The sequence below is a fragment of the Motilibacter aurantiacus genome (genome assembly GCF_011250645.1).
Classification (GTDB): Bacteria; Actinomycetota; Actinomycetes; order Motilibacterales; family Motilibacteraceae; genus Motilibacter_A; species Motilibacter_A aurantiacus.
On record NZ_JAANNO010000001.1, the window covers coordinates 603644 to 624049 of the forward strand.

General features: G+C 74.9%; 22 protein-coding genes. 8 read left to right on the forward strand and 14 right to left on the reverse strand.

Features of this window, described 5'->3' with window-relative positions; genetic code table 11:
• Positions 1-341: 341 nt before the first annotated feature.
• The 3 genes from G9H72_RS02770 to G9H72_RS02780 all read right to left on the reverse strand — a co-directional run bounded on the left by G9H72_RS02770 (position 342) and on the right by G9H72_RS02780 (position 3106).
• On the reverse strand, positions 342-1031 hold the full coding sequence (locus tag G9H72_RS02770) for a Rid family hydrolase (RefSeq protein WP_231126181.1): 690 nt from the start codon (positions 1029-1031) through the stop codon (positions 342-344).
• A 29-nt stretch (positions 1032-1060) separates the two neighbouring features.
• Entirely contained in the window at positions 1061-2659 is a 1599-nt protein-coding gene (locus G9H72_RS02775) for a flavin monoamine oxidase family protein (protein WP_166166986.1), read from the reverse strand.
• Between the two features lie 186 nt (positions 2660-2845).
• Entirely contained in the window at positions 2846-3106 is a 261-nt protein-coding gene (locus G9H72_RS02780) for a glutaredoxin family protein (RefSeq protein ID WP_166166989.1), read from the reverse strand.
• A gap of 57 nt (positions 3107-3163) precedes the next feature.
• Between G9H72_RS02780 and G9H72_RS02785 the strand changes: the two genes are divergently transcribed.
• Complete coding sequence (locus G9H72_RS02785) at positions 3164-4036, forward strand: HAD family hydrolase (protein ID WP_166166992.1); 873 nt, start codon at positions 3164-3166, stop codon at positions 4034-4036.
• 7 nt (positions 4037-4043) lie between these two features.
• Here G9H72_RS02785 and G9H72_RS02790 read toward each other — a convergent pair whose 3' ends face one another.
• Together G9H72_RS02790 and G9H72_RS02795 are read right to left on the reverse strand one after the other, a co-directional pair.
• Complete coding sequence (locus G9H72_RS02790; protein ID WP_166166995.1) at positions 4044-4901, reverse strand: lysophospholipid acyltransferase family protein; 858 nt, start codon at positions 4899-4901, stop codon at positions 4044-4046.
• Positions 4902-5065: 164 nt separating this feature from the next.
• Complete coding sequence (locus tag G9H72_RS02795; protein WP_166166998.1) at positions 5066-5161, reverse strand: 30S ribosomal protein bS22; 96 nt, start codon at positions 5159-5161, stop codon at positions 5066-5068.
• A gap of 207 nt (positions 5162-5368) precedes the next feature.
• Here G9H72_RS02795 and G9H72_RS02800 point away from each other — a divergent pair, with 207 nt between their 5' ends.
• Entirely contained in the window at positions 5369-6571 is a 1203-nt protein-coding gene (locus G9H72_RS02800) for a sensor domain-containing phosphodiesterase (RefSeq protein ID WP_331271914.1), read from the forward strand.
• On the opposite strand, the gene G9H72_RS02805 is transcribed toward G9H72_RS02800, so the two are convergent.
• Both G9H72_RS02805 and G9H72_RS02810 read right to left on the reverse strand, forming a co-directional pair.
• A complete protein-coding gene (locus G9H72_RS02805; RefSeq protein WP_166167004.1) occupies positions 6538-6753 on the reverse strand; it encodes a helix-turn-helix domain-containing protein in 216 nt (71 codons plus the stop codon). The genes G9H72_RS02800 and G9H72_RS02805 overlap by 34 nt on opposite strands.
• A 209-nt stretch (positions 6754-6962) precedes the next feature.
• Positions 6963-8138 carry an acetoin utilization protein AcuC gene (locus tag G9H72_RS02810; protein ID WP_331271915.1) on the reverse strand — a complete coding sequence of 392 codons (1176 nt, stop codon included), beginning with the start codon at positions 8136-8138 and terminating at the stop codon, positions 6963-6965.
• 38 nt (positions 8139-8176) lie between these two features.
• On the opposite strand from G9H72_RS02810, the gene G9H72_RS02815 reads away from it, so the two are divergent.
• Complete coding sequence (locus G9H72_RS02815; RefSeq protein WP_166167007.1) at positions 8177-9343, forward strand: MFS transporter; 1167 nt, start codon at positions 8177-8179, stop codon at positions 9341-9343.
• A 131-nt stretch (positions 9344-9474) separates the two neighbouring features.
• Here G9H72_RS02815 and G9H72_RS02820 read toward each other — a convergent pair whose 3' ends face one another.
• From G9H72_RS02820 to G9H72_RS22775, 3 genes are read right to left on the reverse strand one after another with little or no spacing between them, the layout of a single operon-like run.
• On the reverse strand, positions 9475-10659 hold the full coding sequence (locus G9H72_RS02820) for an ABC transporter permease (RefSeq protein ID WP_166167010.1): 1185 nt from the start codon (positions 10657-10659) through the stop codon (positions 9475-9477).
• Complete coding sequence (locus tag G9H72_RS02825; protein WP_166167013.1) at positions 10656-11369, reverse strand: ABC transporter ATP-binding protein; 714 nt, start codon at positions 11367-11369, stop codon at positions 10656-10658. Before G9H72_RS02825 ends, G9H72_RS02820 begins: the two co-directional genes overlap by 4 nt.
• Positions 11366-12754, reverse strand: coding sequence for an efflux RND transporter periplasmic adaptor subunit (locus G9H72_RS22775; protein WP_166167016.1), 1389 nt, complete (start codon positions 12752-12754; stop codon positions 11366-11368). The genes G9H72_RS02825 and G9H72_RS22775 overlap by 4 nt, the downstream gene beginning before the upstream one ends.
• A 124-nt stretch (positions 12755-12878) precedes the next feature.
• Between G9H72_RS22775 and G9H72_RS02835 the strand changes: the two genes are divergently transcribed.
• The 4 genes from G9H72_RS02835 (at position 12879) to G9H72_RS02850 (ending at position 16050) form a co-directional block, all read left to right on the forward strand.
• The gene (locus G9H72_RS02835; RefSeq protein ID WP_166167019.1) at positions 12879-13370 is read left to right on the forward strand and encodes a SigE family RNA polymerase sigma factor; all 492 of its coding nucleotides are present in this window, start codon (positions 12879-12881) and stop codon (positions 13368-13370) included.
• Complete coding sequence (locus tag G9H72_RS02840) at positions 13367-14404, forward strand: hypothetical protein (protein WP_166167022.1); 1038 nt, start codon at positions 13367-13369, stop codon at positions 14402-14404. Before G9H72_RS02835 ends, G9H72_RS02840 begins: the two co-directional genes overlap by 4 nt.
• 129 nt (positions 14405-14533) lie before the next feature.
• Positions 14534-15583, forward strand: a complete 1050-nt coding sequence (locus G9H72_RS02845; RefSeq protein WP_166167025.1) for a lactate/malate family dehydrogenase — start codon at positions 14534-14536, stop codon at positions 15581-15583.
• A complete protein-coding gene (locus tag G9H72_RS02850; protein WP_166167028.1) occupies positions 15580-16050 on the forward strand; it encodes an ACT domain-containing protein in 471 nt (156 codons plus the stop codon). The genes G9H72_RS02845 and G9H72_RS02850 overlap by 4 nt, the downstream gene beginning before the upstream one ends.
• Positions 16051-16060: 10 nt before the next feature.
• Here the strand turns inward: G9H72_RS02850 and G9H72_RS02855 are convergent, their stop codons facing one another.
• On the reverse strand, positions 16061-16933 hold the full coding sequence (locus G9H72_RS02855) for an AraC family transcriptional regulator (RefSeq protein ID WP_166167031.1): 873 nt from the start codon (positions 16931-16933) through the stop codon (positions 16061-16063).
• Positions 16934-17019: 86 nt separating this feature from the next.
• Between G9H72_RS02855 and G9H72_RS02860 the strand changes: the two genes are divergently transcribed.
• Entirely contained in the window at positions 17020-18045 is a 1026-nt protein-coding gene (locus G9H72_RS02860) for an aldo/keto reductase (protein ID WP_166167034.1), read from the forward strand.
• A gap of 17 nt (positions 18046-18062) precedes the next feature.
• Here G9H72_RS02860 and proC read toward each other — a convergent pair whose 3' ends face one another.
• The 3 genes from proC to G9H72_RS02875 are packed head-to-tail and all read right to left on the reverse strand — an operon-like array spanning position 18063 to position 20375.
• On the reverse strand, positions 18063-18887 hold the full coding sequence (gene proC, locus G9H72_RS02865; protein WP_166167037.1) for a pyrroline-5-carboxylate reductase: 825 nt from the start codon (positions 18885-18887) through the stop codon (positions 18063-18065).
• 25 nt (positions 18888-18912) lie between these two features.
• Positions 18913-19650, reverse strand: a complete 738-nt coding sequence (locus G9H72_RS02870; protein ID WP_166167040.1) for an ABC transporter permease — start codon at positions 19648-19650, stop codon at positions 18913-18915.
• On the reverse strand, positions 19647-20375 hold the full coding sequence (locus G9H72_RS02875; RefSeq protein WP_166167043.1) for an ABC transporter ATP-binding protein: 729 nt from the start codon (positions 20373-20375) through the stop codon (positions 19647-19649). The genes G9H72_RS02870 and G9H72_RS02875 overlap by 4 nt, the downstream gene beginning before the upstream one ends.
• Between the last annotated feature and the right edge of the window lie 31 nt (positions 20376-20406).

Sequence of the window (20406 nt, forward strand, 5' to 3'; positions counted from 1 at the left end):
GGTCGGTCACTCGGGGGCTCGCACTCCCTGAAAGTCCTGGTGGGGCGCCGCACAGGCTACGTGTTTGTGAACGTTGGAACAAAGTCGGTGATCATCGCCGCGACGCCCCTCGAGCCGGTAAGGCGACCCTAAGCCGCGAGTGTCGGCGTACCCGTCCGCACGCGAGGAACGCTGCACCTCAGGGCTTCCGGGCGCGCTCGCTGCCCGGCGCGGGTGAATGCACGCCCTGCCGCTGCCGGGAAATGTTCCCTACGCCACACGCCCGGCGGCACGCGTCGGCCCCGCCCTCGCCAGGAGGCGAGGACGGGGCCGGTGACAGGTCGGTGCTGCGGCAACCGGGGTCAGCGCGGGTAGACCGCGTCCACCTCGATCTCGATCAGCCAGCCCTCGACGGCGAGGCTGGCCACCTCGAGCGTCGACCGGGAGACGCGGGTCGGGTTGACGAAGAGCGGCGGCGCCGCGGGGGCGGTGCCGAGCGGGACGTTGATCGTCGCGCCGGTGAGCAGGTTGGTGTTGGCGAAGTACTGCCGGTACGCGCGGTTCCAGCCGGCGTAGTCGGCGCGGGCCGCCCCGGGAGGCGCGTCGAGGAAGACACGCATCGTGACGACGTCCTTGTAGGTCAGGCCCATCGCGGACAGGTTCTCCCCGATGCGGCGCAGGTTGTTGATCGCCTGCGCCTCGGTGACCGTCACACCCTGCGGCAGCACGCCGCCCGGGAAGATCGCCGTGTCGATGTAGCGCTCCGGGGTCCCTGCGGGCGCCGCGGTGTTGAGCCCCGACGGGCCGATCCCGCTCGAGTTGTAGAGCGCGACGTTCTTGGCGAACGCGACACCGTTCGCGATCGACGGGTTGGCCTGGCCGGCCGGCAGGATCGTGACGGCCGTGCGCGACTTGGGGATCGACGGGCCGTCGGCGACCGCGCCGGCGGTGAAGCCGCCACCGGCGACCAGCATGCCCGCCGCGGCCAGCACGCCGATGCGCGCACGGCGCGACGGCAGGGCCGAGCGCACCTTCGCAGATGCGAAGTTCATGGAAACACCCTTCATGGAGTTGGCAGAGGTCAGCGGCTGAGCACGCGCTCGTGCAGCTTGGTGATGGCGTAGCGGGCGGACTCGATGGCGCCGTGCTGCCAGGCGATCGTGTTGCTCAGGTGGTCGCCGACGAAGTAGACGTTGCCCGTGGGCTCGAGCAGCTTCGCGTAGTGGCCGTTCGTCCGAGAGGGCCAGGAGTTCCAGGCCGCCTCCTGGTACTTGACCAGGTCCCAGGAGATGCTGAACGTCGACTTGATGTCCTGCTTGTACTTCTCGCCGTGGATCTTGGCGCCCTGGGCGAGAGCGCGCTCGACGCGGGCCGCGTGGTTCACGTTGCCGTAGTTCGCCGACGAGCTGTAGTAGCCAATGACGACCCCGCGCTCGCCGTGGAACCCGTACGACGGGTACCACATGTTCGACAGGTCCATGTTGGTGTTGGTGATGCCGCCGTAGATGCGCTCGTCCTCCTCCCACCAGCGCCGGTTGTACTCGATGCCGAGCTTGCCACTGCGGGACTTCGAGGCGTACGCGTTGGCCGCGACGATGTCGGCGGGAAGGTTCGAGGGCGTCTTGGCGACGATCTGCGGCGGGATGTTGCAGATGACGTAGTCGGCCCAGACCTCGCGCATGTGGCGGCCACGGGAGAGGTACTGCACCTTGACGCCGGTCGAGGTGTTCTCGATGTTGGTGATCTCCGCCTCGTAGCGGAAGTTCTCCTTGCCGATCGCCTTCTCGAAGGCGTACGGGATGGCGTCCATGCCCCCGACGGGCTGGAACATCATCATGGCCTGGTCCCAGCCGAACTCGAACGAGAAGTAGTTGCCGAGCCCGGCCGCCAGCACGTCCTGCATGGCGAAGGGCGGGGCGATCTCGCCCTCGTCGAAGCCGGCGCCGGGTGCGCGCACGTAGCCGCGCCGGCTGGTGCCGGTGTACTTGTAGCTGGCGGCCGCGTCACCGGCGACCTTGTTGCCGATGGCGCCGAAGTTGCGCAGGAACGCGATGAGCGCGTCCTTGTCGGTCGGCGTGAGGTAGCTGTCGAGCGAGCCCTGGTCCGTCGCCTTGGCGAGCAGCTCGGAGACGTAGCCGTAGACGTCGGCCTTCGCCTCGCGGTGCCGGATCGGCCGGTTGGACACGCCGGTGGTGCCCTCGCGGTACTGGTAGGCGTCCGCGTTCTGGTTGATGAACGGCTCGATCGGCACGCCCAGCTCACGGCAGTAGTCGAGGGTGACCATGTTCTGCGGCAGGCGGCCCGGGCCGGCGTTCATGTACTCGCCACGGGTGAACGTGGCTTCCTGGGTCTCGCCCCGCAGGTCCGTCACGGTGTCACCCTTGCGGACGGTGAAGTTGCGGCCGCCGGGCCGGTTGTTGGCCTCGAGGATCGTGACGTCGTACCCCGCGTTCTGCAGGTGGTACGCGGCGGTGAGGCCGCCGATCCCCGCGCCGAGGATGAGGACGTTCTTGTGCGCCTTCCCCGTCAGCGAGAAGTCGGACTTCTTCGGCGCACGGAAGGGCGCCGCCTTCGCCTCGGCCGCGGGCGCCAGGCCCATCGCGCCCATCGTGGAGAACATGACTCCAGCACCACCGGTGATGCCCACCTGCTGGAGGAACTGCCGTCGCGTGACCGCCATGGAAAGCCTCTCGTACAGAGCACGGAAGAACGCCCCAACGAGGGCGCGCCGGAACTCTTGCGGGGGCGTGTTACGGGCGCATCAACGTCGTGTAAGGGTGTGGCAACCGACGGTTGCTCGCACAAACGAACGGGAAGAGAAGTTCTCCTGTTGCGGGAAAGCCGCCGCGCGGTGGCCGGAGCAGCGCTAGAGTCGGCGCCCGCGCGCGAGGGCGGCCCGCATCCGCTGCTCGTCGACGTGCCAGTAGTCGACCTGGACGCCGTCGACCAGCAGGACGGGGATCCGCTCCCAGTAGCGCTCGTGCAGCTGCTGGTCGTCGAGGATGCTGTGCTCGACCCACTCCTCGCCCGTGTCCGCAGCGACGCGGGCCACCGTGGCGCGGGCCGCCTCGCACAGGTGGCAGCCCGGCTTGCCGACGAGGACGATGCGGGGCAGGGCTGCAGGCATGCCCAGATCCTCGCACCGCTCGCCCCCGCGTCCCGCCGCCCCGGGTACGGTCGGGCCATGAGGTGGTTCCGCCGGAGCCCCGCGGCGGCCCGCGTCGCCGGAGAGGCGTCCGCGGAGCGCGCTGCCCGGGCGGCCGGCGCTGCGCCCGGCGGAGACGCCGCTGCGGCCGCGACCGCGGCCGCCTTCTTCGACCTGGACGGGACGGTCCTGCAGGGGGCCTCCCTGTTCCACCTGGCGCGGGGCCTGCACGCCCGCGGGTTCTTCGACGGGCGCGACCTGCTGCGCTTCGCCCGCCGGCAGGCGATGTTCCGGCTGCGCGGCGTCGAGGACCCGGCCGCCGTCCGGGAGGCCCGCGAGACGGCGCTCGAGTTCATCCGCGGCCGCCGGGTGGACGAGCTGGCCGCGCTCGGCGAGGAGGTCTTCGAGACGGTGATCCGGGAGAAGGTCTGGCCCGGCACCCGCGCCCTCGCCCGTGGCCACCTCGACGACGGCCAGCGGGTGTGGCTCGTCACCGCCAGCCCCGCGGAGATCGCCACCACGATCGCGGGCCGGCTGGGCATGACCGGCGCCCTCGGAACCGTGGCCGAGTCCGTCGACGGGGTCTACACCGGGCGGCTGGCCGGCGAGATCCTGCACGGCGACGCCAAGGCCGAGGCCGTCCGCGCCCTCGCCGCCCGCGAGGGGCTGCAGCTCGCCGACTGCGCGGCGTACAGCGACTCGGCCAACGACGTCCCGCTGCTCGAGATCGTCGGCCACCCCTGCGCGGTCAACCCGGACCCGCGCCTGCGCCTGCACGCGCGCCGGCACGGGTGGCCCGTCCGCGACTACCGCTCGGCGCGGCGCACCGCGCAGCGGGCTGCCCTGCTCGCACTGATCACGGCGGCCGCAGCCGGCGCGGTCGCCGCAGCCCGTGCGTACCGACGTCGGTGAGCCGTGCTCAGCCGAAGGCCGGCCCGCGCTCCTCGAGCAGCTGGCCCAGCTTCTGCGCGATCGACTCGCGGACGCGCGCGGTGAGCTCCAGCACCAGCGCGCGGTCGTCCGCGGCGCCCGGCCCATAGCCGGCTGTCCGCAACGGCGGGAGGAACTCGATCAGCCACTTGGACGGCAGGGGCACGAGCCCGAGCGGGCCGAGCCAGGGGAACGTCGGGGTGACGGGGAAGTACGGCAGCCCGAGCAGGCGCGCGAGCGGGGCCGCGTCCGCGACCATCGGATAGATCTCCTCCGCGCCGACGATGGCGCACGGGACGATCGGCGTGCCCGTGCGCAGCGCGGCCCGCACGAAGCCGCCGCGCCCGAACCGCCGCAGCCGGTAGCGCTCGGCGTACGGCTTGCCCAGCCCTTTGTAGCCCTCCGGGAAGACCCCCACCAGCTCGCCGGAGGTCAGCAGCCGCTCGGCGTTCTCCCGGCGGGCCATGGTCGCACCGCTCCTGCGGGCGATCTCCCCGATCAACGGCAGGGTGAAGACGAGGTCGCCGGCGAGCAGCCGGAGCGGGCGGTGGGCCGGGTGCCGGTCCATGAGCACGGCCTGGGTCACCAGCGCGTCGATCGGCAGCGTGCCGGAGTGGTTGGCCGCGACGAGGGCGCCGCCGTCGGCAGGGACGTGGGCCAGCCCGCGGGACTCCACGCGGAACCAGTGGTCGACCAGAGGGCGCAGCGGAGCGGCCAGCACCGTCTCGGTGAGCTCGCGGTCGAAGCCGAACGCGTCGACGGCAGGGTCGCCGGCCATCCGGGACCGGACGAGGGCGAGCCCACGTGCGAGCCAGGGCGGCAGGGGGCCGGCGCTCTGCTCAGCCATGGGACGACGCGACCCGCTCGGGAAGGTGGCGCACACCTGCGGGCGAGGACCGGGAGCCGCTCACCCGGCCGACCCGGCGGCGGGCGCGGCGAAGCCGCGGCCCCGACCGGAGGTCGTCCGGCTCGGTGCCGCGGCGCGCTCGACGTCCCTGATGTGCGCGGGGCCTACTTCTTGCGACGCTGCACGCGGGTGCGACGGAGCAGCTTGCGGTGCTTCTTCTTCGCCATCCGCTTGCGGCGCTTCTTGATGACAGAACCCACGCGAGCTCCTAGCCCAGATCGAGACAGATCAACTTCGCACTTGCGCCCGGCGTGTGACTCCGCTCCCGAGGGGCAGGCACAGGACAGGACCGTGACCGACGACTCTACCGTCTCGTTCCGGTCTCATTCAGCGAACCCCGCGACTATCGTCGGCGGACCTGTAGTTACTTGTTCACGGTCTGTGGAACTGACGGGGGCATGAGCACGGTGGCGACAGCTTTGGCCGAGCGCAGGCAGCGCGTCCTGCACCTTGCACGAACCCACCTCGGCATGGACGTCGCCTGGCTGTCGCGGTTCACCGGCGGAGAGCAACTGATCGTCCAGGCCGACGGCGACCTCGCCGGCATCGGCCTGGAGATCAACTGCGGCACGAGCTACGAGGACTCCTACTGCGCCCGGGTGCTCACCGGTGACCTTCCCTCGGTCATCCCACGGGCGCGGCACGACCCCCGCACCCGCGACCTCCCGATCACCGCCCGGCTCGGGATCGGGGCCTACGTCGGGGTCCCGGTGAGCCGGCCGGACGGGTCGGCCGAGGGCATGCTCTGCTGCGTCAGCCGCAGCGCCCAGCCCCGGCTCGACGACCGGGACGCGCGCTTCCTCCAGCTGCTGGCCCGGCTGCTCGAGGAGAGCGACGACAGCGCGCTGCAGGCCGCCGCGGCCGACGAGGAGCAGGCCCGCGACCGCTCCCGGACCCGGATGCTGCGGGCGCTCGCCGCCCGCGAGGTCCAGCCGGTCTTCCAGGCCATCGTCCGCCTCCACGACCTGCAGGTCGTCGGGGTCGAGGCGCTCTCCCGCTTCGACCGCTCGCTCGGCACCGACCCGGCCCAGGTCTTCTCCGACGCCGGGCAGCTGGGCCTCGGCCCGGACCTGGAGCTGGTCGCCATCGAGCGGGCGCTGGAGCAGCTCGCCGACCTGCCGGAGGGGATGCGGCTGGGCCTCAACGCCTCGCCGCAGGCCCTGATGGACCCGCGGCTGACCGCCCGGCTGCTCGACGAGCGCGGGGACCGGCTCTGCCTCGAGGTCACCGAGCACGCGCCCGTGCGCGACTACCCCACGCTGGTGCGCACGCTCGACGGGCTGCGCGCCGAAGGCGTGAAGATCGCCGTGGACGACGCCGGCGCGGGCTTCGCCAGCCTGCGTCACATTCTCCAGCTGCGCCCGGACTCGATCAAGCTCGATCTGGAGATCACCCGCGGCATCGCGGCCGACCCGGTGCGCCAGGCCCTCGCGCAGAGCCTGCTCGGCTTCGCCCGCTCACTGCAGGCGGAGCTGCTGGCCGAGGGCGTGGAGACGGGCGAGGACCTGCAGGCCCTCCGGTCCCTGGGGGTCGACCTGGTGCAGGGCTACCTGTTCGGCCGTCCCGGGCCGCTGGCTCAGGCGGTCTCGACGAAGGAGTCGCGCAGGTAGTCGTGGACGGCCTGCTCCGGCACGCGGAAGGACCGGCCGACGCGGACCGCGGGCAGGTCGCCGTTGTGGACGAGCCGGTAGACCGTCATCTTGGAGACACGCATGATCGACGCGACCTCGGCGACGGTCAGGAACCGCACCTCGCCGAGGGCCGCTCCCGCGGCCCGGTCCTTGCCTGCCATCGCCCACCGGCTCCCTGCGACCGGGCGGGTGCCGGCTTCCCCTCCGGCACACGCGTCACCCGGACGCCCGCCGTAAGCGTAGGGGCGTGAGGTGCTCGTGGGGAAGCCGGTGTGTCGGTTAGGCCCGGAAGGGTCAGCCGTGGTAGGAGCCGGCCGCGCGGCGAACCGGGGGCAGGAGGCGCCGCGCCAGCTCGTCCACGGCGGCCGGGTCAGGGCTGCGGGTCCAGCCCGAAGCACGGGAAGACAGCGGCCCGGGTCGCCAGGACCGCCTGGTCCAGCGGGTCCGCCGGGTCGTAGCCCCGCGCCCACGGGACGAACGACGGGTCGGCGCCGTCGGTCATGCGCGCCGGAGCGGGGCGGCCGACGAGCTCGCTGACGTACGACCGCCAGGAGTCCGGGCAGGCGGTCGCGGGGTCGACCGGCCGGTGCGCGGCGATGGCGAGCAGGTGCGCCCAGGCCCGCGGGACCACGTCGACGGGCTCGTAGCCCCCACCGCCCGTCGCGATCCAGCGCCCCTCGCAGTGCTCGTGGGCGAGCTCGTGCAGGGTGGCGTACGACTGGCGCTGGGCGTCGAGCGAGAGCGCGAGGTGCGCCAGCGGGTCGGCGGCATGGCTGTCGGCGCCGTGCTGGGTGACCAGCACCTGCGGCCGGAACTCGGCGAGCAGCGGGGGCACGACGGCGTCGAAGGCGCGCAGCCAGCCCGAGTCGCCCGTCCCCGGCGGCAGGGCGACGTTGACGGCGGTCCCCTCCGCCCCCGCTGCCCCGCTCGAAGCCGGCCAGCCGGTGCCGGGGAAGAGCGCGAGCCCGGTCTCGTGCAGGCTGATCGTCAGCACCCGAGGGTCCGCGTAGAACGCCTCCTCCACGCCGTCGCCGTGGTGGACGTCGACGTCGACGTACGCGACCCGCTCGGCGCCGAGCTCGAGCAGCCGCGAGATCGCGACCCCGCAGTCGTTGTAGACGCAGAACCCGGCCGCCGAGCCGCGCAGCGCGTGGTGCATCCCCCCGCTGATGTTCACCGCGTGGGCCGCCTGCCCGGACCACACGTGCTCCGCGCCCTGCACGGTCGCCCCGACGTAGTGCGCGCTGGCCTCGTGCATGCCGGAGAAGGCGGGGGTGTCGTCGGTGCCGAGCCCGTGGTCGAAGTCGGCGTACGCGGGCTCGAGGCTGGCCGCCTTGACCGCCTCGACGTACCCGGCGTCGTGGACCAGCCCGAGCAGCCGTTCGTCGGCGAGCGGGGCGTCGGTCACCTTCACCCCCGCCAGCAGGCCCAGCTCGTCGGCCAGCCGCATGGTCAGGTCGAGCCGGAGCGGCGACATCGGGTGGCAGGGGCCGAAGTCATAGGACAGGAACGAGGCGTCCCACGCGACCTCGACCGGACTCGTCACGGCGGTCACCGTACGCCGGGCGATGACAGGATCCCAGCGTGAGCCCGAACGCGCGTGCCCGCGGCCGCGCGCCGGTCTTCCTCGCCTTCGCCGGCTTCGCGCTCTTCTGGGGCTGCTGGGGCGCGCTGCTCCCGGCCGTCCAGGAGTCCGCGGGCGTCGACGACCGCGCGCTCGGGCTCGCGCTGCTCATGGTGGGGCTCGGCGCGCTGCTGACCATGCGGGCGACCGGGGCGCTGGTCGACCGATACGGCCCGCGGGTCCTCCCGCTGACCGCGCTGGCCCTGGCAGCGGCCGCGCTCGGGCCCGCGCTGGTGTCCGGCGGCGCGGCGCTGGCCGCGGCACTGCTCCTGCTCGGGGCCGCGTCCGGCGCCATGGACGTGGCGATGAGCGCCGCGGCCGTCGCCCGGGAGACGGCCGAGCGGCGGCCGCTGCTCAACCTGGCGAACGCCGCCTTCTCGGCGACCGTGGTCGTGGCGAGCCTGGCCGCCGGCGGCCTGCGCGCGGCCGGGGTGGGCCCGCTGGCCGTGTTCGGCGGCGTCGCCCTCGTCCTCGTCGGGCTGGCCGCGACCGTGCTCCGCCCGGCACGCGGGGCCCCTCGCCCGGTGGCCCGGGCGCGCGGCCCCCGCCCCCGACGGCTGCTGCCCGCCCCCACGCTGCTCGTCCTCGGCGGGCTGGGCGGCCTGGCGTACCTCGTGGAGAACGCGTGGCAGAGCTGGGGCGCCGTGCACCTGGAGTCCACGCTCGACGCGCCGGCGGGGATCTCGGCGGCGGCGCCGGCGACGTTCGCGGCCTGTGCCGCGGTGGGCCGGGTCGCCGGCAACCGGCTGCTGTCCGCGTACGCCGCCCCGGCCCTGCTCCCCGTCGCCGCCGCCGTCGCCGCGCTGGGGTCGCTGCTCGCGGCCCTCGCCCCCACGGCTCCGGTCGCGCTCGCCGGCATCGCGCTCGCCGGCACCGGGACCTCGGTCTGCATGCCGACGCTCGTGAGCGTCGCGGGCGCGTGGGCCGGCGACGACCGGCAGGCCTCGGCGACCTCGTCCGTGGCCGCCACGGCGTACCTCGGCTTCCTCGTCGGGCCGGCGGTGGTCGGGCTGGTGGCGGGCGCGGCGTCCCTGCGGGCCGCGCTCGTCGGGGTGGCGGCCCTGGCGGCGCTGCTGTGCGTGCTCGCACCGGCGGTAGGCTGGGCGGCCCGCAGGCCGCGCCGGTGACCGCCGGTCCGCGCCGGCCGGCGGCGCAGGCTCCGGTGCCCCGCGCCCCCGGCCCGCGCACAGGATCGGACGGCGCTCCGCGGCGTCCCGGTGGCACCGTCACCGGCCGCCTCGCCTGCACCGGGAGCCCCCTACTCCTGCCGCAGCGCCACCACCGGGTCGAGCCGGCCCGCGCGCCGCGCCGGCGCGACGCCGAAGAAGACGCCCACCGCGACGGACACCGCGAAGGCGACCGCCGGCGACCACCACGACACGACGGCCGGCAGCGGGGAGACCGCATCGACGAGCAGCGAGCCGCCGACCCCGAGCCCGATCCCGATGACCCCGCCGACGGTCGTCAGCAGCACGGCCTCGACCAGGAACTGCAGCAGGATGTCGCGCTGGCGCGCACCGAGCGCCTTGCGCAGCCCGATCTCGCGCGTCCGCTCGCGCACGCTCACCAGCATGATGTTGGACACCCCCACGCCGCCCACCACCAGCGAGATGGCCGCGATCGCCGCGAGCACGAGCGTCAGCAGCCCGAGGATGGTCCCGACGGTGCCGAGGATCTGCGACTGGGAGACGGCGGAGAACTCCTCGTCGGGGTACTTGTCCTGCAGCGCCTCGACCAGCCGCGGGGCCAGCCGGTCGACGTCGTCGCTGGTGGGCGCCTTCACGGCGAGGCCGTCGATGCGGTCCACGCCGAAGAGCCGTTGCGCGGCGGTGACGGGGACCTGCACCTCCTGGTCGCGGCTCACCCCGAAGGCCGTGCCGCGCTCGGCGAGCACGCCCGTGACCCGGAACCGCACGCCCCCGATCGTGACGAAGCGGCCGAGCGGCTCGCGGTCACCGAAGAGCGTCTCGGCCACCACAGACCCGAGGACCGCCACCCGGCGGCGCGTCTCCACGTCCGTCTCGGTGAAGTAGCTGCCGCGGGCCAGCGGCTGGTCGAGGACGAACGGCACGTTCTCGTTCGTGCCGCTGACGGTCACGAACAACGAGCGGGAGCCGACCCGTACCTGCTCGCCGGAGGCGACCGTCACCGCCACCGCGCGCCGGTCCCCGACCACGCGGCCGAGCACGTCGATGTCGTCCAGCGTCAGCCGGCTGATCGACGGCGCCGACCCGAGCTCGAACCGGCCCGGCACCACCAGCAGCAGGTTCGCGCCGAGGCCCTCGACCTGGGTCTCGACCTCGCGCTTCGCGCCGCTGCCGATCGCGACCAGCAGGACGACCGCGGCCACGCCGATGACCACGCCCACCATGGTGAGCGCGGAGCGCAGCCGGTTCGCCCGCAGCGCGTCCAGCGCGACCCGGAACGCCTCCGCGGTTCTCACGGAGCCGGCTCCAGCGCCGTGTCCCGCTCGACCAGCCCGTCGCGCACGTGCACCTGGCGCCGCGCCCGGGCGGCCACGGCCAGGTCGTGGGTCACCAGTACGACAGCAACGCCGTTCTGCGAATTCAGGTTCTCCAGGACAGCCATCACCTCTTCCCCCGTCCGGGTGTCGAGGTTGCCGGTCGGCTCGTCGGCCAGCAGCACCGCGGGCTCGCCCACGAGGGCCCGGGCGATGGCCACGCGCTGCTGCTCGCCGCCGGACATCTGGTTCGGCCGGTGCGTCATCCGGTGCCCCAGCCCCACCCGCTGCAGGGCGGCCTCCGCCCGCTCGCGGCGCTCACGCCGCGGCACCCCGCGGTAGACCAGCGGCAGCCCCACGTTGTCCACGGCGCTGGTGCGCGCGAGCAGCTGGAAGCTCTGGAAGACGAAGCCGATGGTCGCGTTGCGCAGCTCGGCGAGGGCGGCGTCGTCCAGCCCGGCGACGTCCTGGCCCCCGACGCGCAGCGTCCCGGTCGTCGGCCGGTCCAGGCAGCCCAGCAGGTGCATCAGCGTGGACTTGCCCGAGCCGGAGGGCCCGACGACGGCGGCGTACTCGCCCGGGTCGATCCGCAGGGACACCCCGCGCAGCGCGTCGACCGTCACGCCCTCGAGCACGTAGGACCGCGTCACGTCGGCGGCCTCGATTGCCGGCCCGGCGCCGGCCGCGCTCATCCGATCCCCTGGCCCGCGCGCACCCGGTCGGCCCCCCGCACGACGACCGTCTCCCCACCCTTGAGCCCCTTCGTGACCTGGACGACGTCCTCGCCCTGCGCGCCGAGCGTGACCCGGCGCTTCTCGGCCCGCCCGGTCCGCACCACCCACACGGTGTCCTGGTCGCCGTCGCGGAACACCGCGGCGACGGGGACCGCGACGGCGTCCCGGACGGTGCGGACGGCGAGGTCGGCGACCGCGCTCATGCCCGGGCGCGGCTGCGGCGCCTCCGACCCGTCGGCGAGCTTGCCGTCGACGAGGCGGAGCCGGACGCGGTACGTGACCCCGCCGCCCGTCGACGTCGCCGGAGCCGTCTCGACCGAGGACACCACGGCGCGGTAGCGCGCGCCCTCCACGGCGTCGAGCTCGACCGCCGCCCGCACCCCGCGGCGTACCAGCAGGATGTCGGTCTCGTCGACGTCGGCCACGAGCGACACCGTCGACGCGTCGGTGACGGTGAGCAGGGGCGTGCCGGCCGACACCGGTGCGCCCTCGGTGATGGCGCCGGCGCCGGCGGCCCCACCGTCGCCCGTACCCCCCGCGGAGCCGCCGAGCAGCGCCGACGCCTGGTCCTGCAGGTCGGCGGGCAGCGAGCCCAGCGCCCCGCCCAGGTCGCCGCCCCCGGGCCCGCCGCCGCCGCCGGCGGCGGCGAGGGTGACCGTGCCGCCGATCGGCGCCCGGACCACCAGCGCGTCCACGGTCTGCTCGGCCACCTCCACCGCGGCCCTGGTCTGGACGCGCTGCGCGCCGGCCAACGAGGACAGCGCGCGTGCGAGCCCCCCGAGCCCGTCGTCGACCCGGCGCACGGCGTCGGCCGCCGCGTCGCTGGCGGCGGCGTACTGCCCCTCGGCGGTGGCCACGGCGGCGAGCGCCCGCGCCCGGGCGGTGGGGTCGGGGATCTCCTCGGCCGCGGCCCGGGCCTGTGCGAACCCGCGCTCGGCCGCCTCGTCCGCCTGCCGCTGCTGCTCCCCCAGGCCGGCCGGGGAGGAGACGTCCACGTCGGCCGCGTCCGCCGCCTCCGCGTCCGCCCGGCGCGCCTGCGCGAGCCGTGCCTCGGCCTGGGGGGAGTCGACCCGCAGCAGCACCTGCCCGGCCGTGACCTGCTCGCCGTCGCGGACCAGCAGCCGCAGCACGGTCCCGTCGGCCGGGCTCGTCACGGCCGCAGTCGCCTTCGCGACCACCGAGGCCGGAGCCTCGACCACCTCACCGACCGTCGCGCGACCGACCTCCGCGGTCCTCACGTCAGGGCTGTCGTCCCCACGCGTCGCGGCGTAGGCCCCCGCCGCCGCCACGAGGGCTGCGATCGGGCCGGCGACGACGGCGGCCCGGCGTACGCGACGAGGCACGCAGCCAGGCTACGTGCGCCGGGGGGCCGCCGCCGGTCGAGCGCGCGGCGCAGCGGGCGCCGGACGCAGCAGCCCGGGCACCCCGTCGCATCTACTGGGAGAGGCGAGGACGGGGGCGGACGGCATGGAGTTCGAGGAGTACGTCGCGGCGCGCGGTCAGCACCTGCTGCGCCTGGCGATGCTGCTCGCGGACGACGCCCACGCCGCCGAGGACCTGGTGCAGACCGCTCTGCTCGACGCGTACCGGCACTGGCGGCGGGTGCGGAAGGCCGGCGCGCCCGATGCGTACGTCCGCAGGATCCTCGTGAACGCCGCCCTCGCGAGCCGCCGACGCAGGTCGAGCACCGAGCTGGTGGTGGCCGAGGTACGCCCCGTCGCGAGCGTGCCGGACCACGCCGAGGCCACGGTGGCGCAGGACGCCGCCTGGCGGGCGATCGCCGCGCTGCCGCCCCGGTCGCGGGCGGTGCTGGCCCTGCGGTACTTCGAGGACCTGGACGACGAGGCGGTCGCCGACGCGCTCGGCATCACCCGCTCCACGGTCCGCTCCACGGCCGCGCGGGCGCTCGCGTCGCTGCGGTCGCAGGTGACGGCCCCGCTGCCCGGAGGCGAGCGTTGAACGACGTCGAGCGGCTCGTCCGCGACACGCTGGAGGCGCGGGCCGCGACCGCGCCGCGGGCGACGGGGCTCGCCGACCGCGTCCGGCTGGAGTCGGCCCGGCGGCGCCGGCGGGGCCTGGCGGTGGGAGCCTCCGTGGCCGCAGTAGCCGCCGTGCTCGGGGCGGTGCTCGCGCCCGGCGCCCTCCGGCCGCAGCCCACGACGCCCCCGGCCGCTCCCGCGATGCCGGCGACGGCTGAACTGCGCTTCCGGGGCGTGGAGGTCACCGTGCCGCGCGAGTGGCTCGACCCGGGGCGGGCGCCCTGCGGCAGCGCGGCGGCGGACGCGGCGTACCTCGTGGGCTACGGCAGCCGGCTGTGCCGGGTGCAGGTCGAGCGCCCCGAGCTGCTCACCGAGGTCACGCTCGGCCCGGCGGAGGAGCGCGCGGGGGGCGCCGGCCCGCTCCGCGAGGGCACCGACCGGCTGCCGGACGGGCGCACCCGCGTGACGCGCGTCGTCGACGAGCGCGCCGTCGTGCTGCGGGTGGTCGGCCCGGACGCGGCCCGCGCGAGGGCCCTGGCGTCGACGCTGCACGTGCTGACCGACGGCGACTCGGTCGACGGCTGCCGGGCCCGGCCCGCTCGCGAGCCGCTGGCGTTCCCGGCCCAGGCCGGGGCCCCGCTGGTCACCGGCACGGTGAGGGGCGCCCGGGTCTGCGAGTACGCCCAGGAGTGGCTGAGCGCGGTCCGCAGCGCCGATGCGGCGCGCGCGCAGGCCCTGGCCGGCCAGCTCAACGCGCGGCCGGGCCCGGGGGTCTACGGCGCGAAGGGCGCCTCCTGCGCCGCCACCCTCCAGCCGTCGCTCGTGGTCCGCTTCGCCACGTCCGCAGGCGACCGCTACGTCTGGCTCAACGTGTCGAGCTGCGCCTCGCTGCACGGCCCGGCCGGCAGCCCCGGCGGGCTCGGCATCAACGGGGCGGTCAACGACCGCGGGGCGAGCAGGGGGGCGAGCATCCCGCTGATCAACCGGCTCGTCGCGTTGCCGCGGGCCGACTGACCCCGACTGCGAGGAGGGCGCCGCCGCTGCCGTCGGCTGCGTCCAGGGGCCTGCGGGCGCCGCCGGGCGACGGGCCCGGCGGCGATAGCCTGCCCCCGCCGACCCAGCCCGACCGGAGGAGCAGCCCTCGTGGACGTCGCGATCCTCGGCGCGACCGGGGACATCGGCCGGCAGCTCTGCACGCAGCTGGTCGAGCGCCAGGTCATCCCCTCCACGTCCCGCCTGCAGCTCGTGGGCCGGGAGGACGGGCCGAGCGCCCGCGCCGCCCACGGCCTGCGGACCGACCTGGTGGACGCGTACGACGAGGTCGCCCCGCTGATCGACGTGGCGCTGCGCGCCGAGGACGTCGTGGCGGACGTGGTCGTGATCGCCGCCGGGCGCACGCTCGTCCCCAGGCGCAACGCCGACCGCAACGAGCTGGCGGCGAAGAACGTCGAGGTCTTCCGGGCGTACGCCGACGCGCTGGCGAGGTACGGCAGCGGCCACGAGGTCGTCATCGTCGTGTCCAACCCCGTGGAGCTGGCAGTGGCGGTGTTCGCCGAGCGGCTCGGCCGGCACCGGGTGATCGGCATGGGGGCCTGGCTGGACACCCTCCGCTTCCGACGGGAGATCGCCCTGTCGCTGGGCGTACGCCGCCAGCAGGTCACGGGGTTCGTGGCCGGCCAGCACGGGACCGAGATCGTCCCGCTCTGGTCCACCGTCCGGGTGCACGGCATGGACGCGGACGAGCGGCGGACGCGGATGGCGGCGCTGCGCGGGCCGCGGACGATGGCGACGTTCCCGGCGGAGCTCAGCGCCGTGAAGGGCCGGCTGCTCGCGGAGGCCGAGACCGACATGCACGCGGCGTTCCGGCTGGTCGACGGCTGCCCGCCGGACGTCCGGGCCGCCATGCGCCCGTGGCTGACGCAGATGTCCGGTGCGAAGACGGCGACCGCCACGGCGAGCGCGACGGTCGACCTCGTGGACACGGTGCTCGACGGGCGCGACATCGTCGTCGCGGGGCAGGTCCGGCTCGACGGGGAGCACGGGCTCTCGACGGTCGTCGGGGTGCCGATCGTCCTCACGCCGTCCGGCTGGAGCAAGGTGATCCTCGACGAGCTCCCGCCGGACGAGGAGGCACGGCTCAGCGAAGCCGCCGAGCGCATCGACGAGGGGCTGCGCCCGTGGACGACAGCATGAGCGATCAGGAATCGTCGTTCACCGAACGGCGCTGGGTGTTCCTCGCCGACAGTGCGGACCAGCCCGGCGCCCTGACGAGCATCACCGGGGTCTTCTCGACCCGGGGCGTGAACTTCGACAGCGTCGCCACGAGCACCAGCACGCCGGGGATCGGCACGGTGGTCGGCCTCTTCCGGGCCTCGGAGCGGCGCTGCCAGCAGCTGGCCCGCACGCTTCGGCGGCTGGAGGCGGTCCAGCGCGTCACGCTCCGCCCGGCCGAGGACCCGTCGGTCCGCGCGGCGGCGGTCGTGCGCATGCCCGAGTCCGGGACGTTCACCCCCTCGGCCGCCACCGCCACCACGTGGACAGGTGACGGCAGCGCGGAGCGCCCCCTGCTCGTGCAGGGCTCGCTGCGGGCCGTCGAGCGGGTCGTCGAGGAGGCGCGGCGCTCCGGCGGCACCGCGACGCTCACGGTCCTGGCGCTCTGAGCGCTGCCCGTCAGCCCGCCCGAAGCAGCTGCTCGCGCAGCCGGGCCGCGTCGGCGGCGGGCGGCAGGCCGTACGCCCGCCGGTACTCGCGGCTGAACTGCGTGGCGCTGCTGTAGCCGACGGCGCCCGCCACCGCCGCCGCGGTCGACCCGCCCGCCACGAGCAGCCGGCGGGCTTCCTGCAGCCGCAGGCGTCTCTGGAACTCCAGCGGGCTCATGCCGGTCGCCGCCCGGAAGCGGCGGTGCAGCGTCGCCACGCTCATGTGGGCGACGGCCGCCAGCTCCTCCACCCGCACCGGCCGGGAGTAGTTCGACCGCAGCCAGCCGGTCGCCGCGCGCACCCGCGCCACGGCGGAGCCCGCGACGACGGACTGGCGCAGGGCCGGCCCGAGCGGGCTGGTCAGCAGCCGGTAGAGCACCTCGGCCTCGAACCGCCCGGCCAGGGCGGGGACGTCCGTCGGGGCGTCGAGGAGGCGTACCCAGCGGGTGACGGCCTCGACCAGCTCCGGCGCCATCGGCGCGACGCAGACGGCTTCGGCGGGCGCCTCGGCGGTGGCCGTGTCCCCGAGCTCGAGCAGCAGGCCGGCCAGCACGTCGACGTCGAGCCGCAGCACCGCGGAGCGGTAGGGCACGCCCTCGAACTGCGCCGCCACCGGCAGGTCGTGGGAGCTGAGGAACATCTGCCCGGCCGTGGCGACCCAACTGCGCTCTCCCGCCGTCGTGCGCTTGGAGCCCGACGCCACGAAGCAGACCATCGGCTCGTAGACCATGTCCAGCGTGCCGGGCGGCTCGTCGACGCGGACCACGGTCAGCCGCGGCACGAGGGTGTCGGACCAGAAGGCGCCCGCATGACGGGCGACCACGGCAGCGAGCGGGTCCAGCACGGGCACTCCCGGAGTGAGCGGATCAGGCAACACTATGCGGCTCGCGGCTCATGACGCCGACGCGAGCGGTCCCTAGCGTCGACGGCATGACGAAGAACCCGCACACGCTTGCGCATCGCACGCTCGGCACCGAGGGGCTCGAGGTCGGTGCGATCGGCCTCGGCACGATGGGCCTGACCATGGCGTACGGCGCGCCTGCAGACGAGGCGGCGGCGATCGCCACCATCCACCGGGCGTACGAGTCCGGTGTGACCCTCTTCGACACGGCCGAGCTCTACGGCATGGGCACCGGCAGCAACGAGCAGCTCGTCGGCCGCGCGGTCCGTGGCTTCCGTGACGAGGTCGTGCTGGCCACGAAGTTCGGCTTCGACCTCACCGACCCCGAGCAGGTCGGGGTCGCGCTCGACAGCCGGCCGGAGCACATCCGCGAGGTCGCCCACGCGAGCCTGCGCCACCTGGGCACGGACGTCCTCGACGTGCTCTACCAGCACCGGGTCGACCCGGACGTGCCGATCGAGGACGTGGCAGGGACCGTCGGCGAGCTCGTCGCCGAGGGCAAGGTGCGCTTCTTCGGCCTGAGCGAGGCGGGGCCCGACGTCATCCGGCGCGCCCACGCCGAGCACCCGGTGTCGGTGGTGCAGACGGAGTACTCGGTCTTCGAGCGCGCGGTCGAGGCCGACGTGCTGCCCGCGCTGCGCGAGCTGGGCATCGGCTTCGTGCCCTACTCGCCGCTCGGCCGGGGCTTCCTCACCAGCGACGTGAAGCCCGCCGCGGAGTACGCGGAGGACGACATGCGGCGCTGGGACGACCGGTGGCAGCCGGGCAACTACGAGGCCAACCTCGAGGCGGTACGCCGGCTGATCGGGCTGGCGGCGTCGAAGGGCGTCGCGGTCACGCAGTTGGCGCTGGCCTGGCTGCTCGCGCAGGGCGACGACGTCGTGCCCATCCCCGGCACGCGGAGCCCGCACCGGGTCGAGGAGAACGTCGCCGCCGCCGCCGTCGAGCTCACCCCGGCCGACCTGGCCGAGATCGCTTCCACGCTGCCGCACGGGGCGGCCGGCTCGCGCTACCCGGCCGCCATGATGCCGAGCTGGGAGACGGCCGCGCGCTGAGCGGGCGCGCAGGAGGGTCAGGCCGTGCCGGCCGCCAGCTCCCGGCTCCGGTCCCGGGCCGCCTCGAGCGCGGTCAGCAGCGCGGCGCGCACGCGGTGGTTCTCCAGCTCGCGGATGGCCGCGATCGTGGTGCCGGCCGGGGAGGTGACCGCCTCGCGCAGCGCGACCGGGCTCTCCCCGGCCTCGCGCAGCATGCGCGCCGAGCCGACGGCGGTCTGCACGACGAGCTCGTGGGCGACCGAGCGCGGCAGCCCCAGCAGCAGGCCGGCCTCGATCATCGCCTCGCACATGTAGAAGAAGTACGCCGGCCCGCTGCCCGACAGCGCGGTGACGGCGTCGAGCTGGTACTCCGGCACCTTGAGCACGCGCCCGACCGGGGTCAGCAGCTCCTCGACGTAGGACAGGTGCTCGGGCGTCGCGTGCGCGCCGGCGCTGAGCACGCTCATCCCCTCGTCGACCAGGACAGGGGTGTTGGGCATGACCCGGACGACGGGGGTGCCGGCGGGCAGGTGCCCCTCGAGCCAGGCGGTCGGCAGGCCCGCGGCGACCGACACGACGAGCGTCCCGGGTCGCAGCTCCGGGCCGACCTCGGCGAGCAGCGTGCCCATGTCCTGCGGCTTGACCGCCAGCACCACCGTCGAGGCCGCCCGGGCGGCCTCGACGTTCGACACCACCTCGACGCCGTGCCGGGTGCGCATCTCCTCGGCCCGCTCGGGCTCCTGCGTCGTCGCCAGCAGGTCGTCGGCCGTGTGACCCGAGCGCAGCAGCCCCGCGATGAGCGCGCCGCCCATCTTGCCGGCGCCCAGCACCGCGATACGTCGTCCAGTCAGCCTCGCGTTCATGGGAGCATGCTGGCAGAGCACCGGATCAGCGCGTACGCCGCCGCAGCGTCGCCGCTCCGAGCCCGAGCGCGGCGAGCACGCAGGCCACGACCACGACCAGGTCGCGGGTCAGGGTGCCGGTGACGTCGCCGGACGTCGTCAGCCGTTGCATCGCGTCGACCGCATAGGTCAGCGGCAGCACGCCAGACACCGCCTCCAGCACGCCGGCCATCGACTCGCGCGGGGCGAGCAGCCCGCAGAGCAGCACCTGCGGCAGGACGACGGCCGGCAGGAACTGCACGGCCTGGAACTCGGAGGCCGCGAAGGCGCTCACGAGCAGGCCGATCGCCATGCCGAGCAGTGCGTCGAGCACCGCGACCAGCAGGAGCGCCTGCCATGGGCCGGCGACGTCCAGGCCGAGCACGCCGAGCGCCAGGGCCGTCGCCAGCCCGGCCTGCACCACGGCGACGAGGCCGAACGCCAGCGCGTAGCCCAGGATCAGGTCGAGCTTCGACAGCGGCATCGTGAGCAGCCGCTCGAGGGTGCCCGACGTCCGCTCCCGCAGCGTCGCGACGGACGTCACCAGGAACATCGACACGAACGGGAAGATGCCGAGCAGCGACGCCCCGATGCCGTCGAAGAGCTGCGGCCGGCCGTCGTAGACCCATGCCAGCAGTGCGAGCAGGACGCAGGGGACCACCAGGAGGAGGGCGAGGGTACGCGGGTCGCGGCGCAGCTGGGCCAGGACCCGCGCGGCGGTGGCGAGCGCAGGCCGCGTGCTCATGCCAGCACCTCCTGCCGGTCCACGAGCGCGAGGAACGCCGCCTCCACATCGGCCGCGCCGGTGTGCTCGCGCAGCTCATCGGGTGACGCATCGGCCAGGAACCTGCCTTCCCTCATCAGCAGCAGCCGCTGGCACCGCTCCGCCTCGTCCATGACGTGGCTCGACACGACGAGCGTCACGCCCCGCGCGGCGAGCTCGGCGAACAGCTGCCAGAGATCGCGGCGCAGGACGGGGTCCAGCCCGACAGTCGGCTCGTCCAGGACCAGCAGCTCGGGCGTCCCCAGCAACGCCGCCGCGAGGGAGACCCGGGCGCGCTGGCCGCCGGACAGCCGCGAGACGACGGTCGAGGCGTGGTCGCGCAGCCCGACCTCGGCGAGCACCCGGTCCACGTCCCCGGGCGGGGCGCCGAGGACCGCCGCGAAGTAGCGCAGGTCCTCCCGGACGGTGAGGTCGGCATAGACGCTGGGCGCCTGCGTCACGTAGCCGACGCGGGAGCGCAGCTCCTTGGAGCCGGCCGGCAGCCCGAGCACCTCGACCGAGCCGGACGCCACCACCTGCACGCCGACCACCGCCCGCAGCAGCGTCGACTTCCCGCAGCCGCTGGGCCCGAGCAGGCCCGTGACCGAGCCGCGCTCGATCCGGCAGGACACGCCCGGGAGCACCGCCCGCCCACCACGACGGACGACGAGCTCGCGGGCCTCCACCGCGTACCTCGAATTCATCATGTGATGAATATGCGCCTGTGCGGCGCGGCGG

What these genes read in the sequence shown, in the direction of transcription:
- G9H72_RS02790 (WP_166166995.1), bottom strand. Translation starts at nt 4,901, where the DNA reads ATGGCTGAGCAGAGCGCCGGCCCCCTGCCGCCCTGGCTCGCACGTGGG.
- G9H72_RS02860 (WP_166167034.1), top strand. Translation starts at nt 17,020, where the DNA reads ATGACGAAGAACCCGCACACGCTTGCGCATCGCACGCTCGGCACCGAG.
- G9H72_RS02870 (WP_166167040.1), bottom strand. Translation starts at nt 19,650, where the DNA reads ATGAGCACGCGGCCTGCGCTCGCCACCGCCGCGCGGGTCCTGGCCCAG.
- G9H72_RS02805 (WP_166167004.1), bottom strand. Translation starts at nt 6,753, where the DNA reads ATGGCAGGCAAGGACCGGGCCGCGGGAGCGGCCCTCGGCGAGGTGCGG.
- G9H72_RS02770 (WP_231126181.1), bottom strand. Translation starts at nt 1,031, where the DNA reads ATGAACTTCGCATCTGCGAAGGTGCGCTCGGCCCTGCCGTCGCGCCGT.
- G9H72_RS02875 (WP_166167043.1), bottom strand. Translation starts at nt 20,375, where the DNA reads ATGATGAATTCGAGGTACGCGGTGGAGGCCCGCGAGCTCGTCGTCCGT.
- G9H72_RS02825 (WP_166167013.1), bottom strand. Translation starts at nt 11,369, where the DNA reads ATGAGCGCGGCCGGCGCCGGGCCGGCAATCGAGGCCGCCGACGTGACG.
- proC (WP_166167037.1), bottom strand. Translation starts at nt 18,887, where the DNA reads ATGAACGCGAGGCTGACTGGACGACGTATCGCGGTGCTGGGCGCCGGC.
- G9H72_RS02835 (WP_166167019.1), top strand. Translation starts at nt 12,879, where the DNA reads ATGGAGTTCGAGGAGTACGTCGCGGCGCGCGGTCAGCACCTGCTGCGC.
- G9H72_RS02780 (WP_166166989.1), bottom strand. Translation starts at nt 3,106, where the DNA reads ATGCCTGCAGCCCTGCCCCGCATCGTCCTCGTCGGCAAGCCGGGCTGC.
- G9H72_RS02850 (WP_166167028.1), top strand. Translation starts at nt 15,580, where the DNA reads ATGAGCGATCAGGAATCGTCGTTCACCGAACGGCGCTGGGTGTTCCTC.
- G9H72_RS02785 (WP_166166992.1), top strand. Translation starts at nt 3,164, where the DNA reads ATGAGGTGGTTCCGCCGGAGCCCCGCGGCGGCCCGCGTCGCCGGAGAG.
- G9H72_RS02775 (WP_166166986.1), bottom strand. Translation starts at nt 2,659, where the DNA reads ATGGCGGTCACGCGACGGCAGTTCCTCCAGCAGGTGGGCATCACCGGT.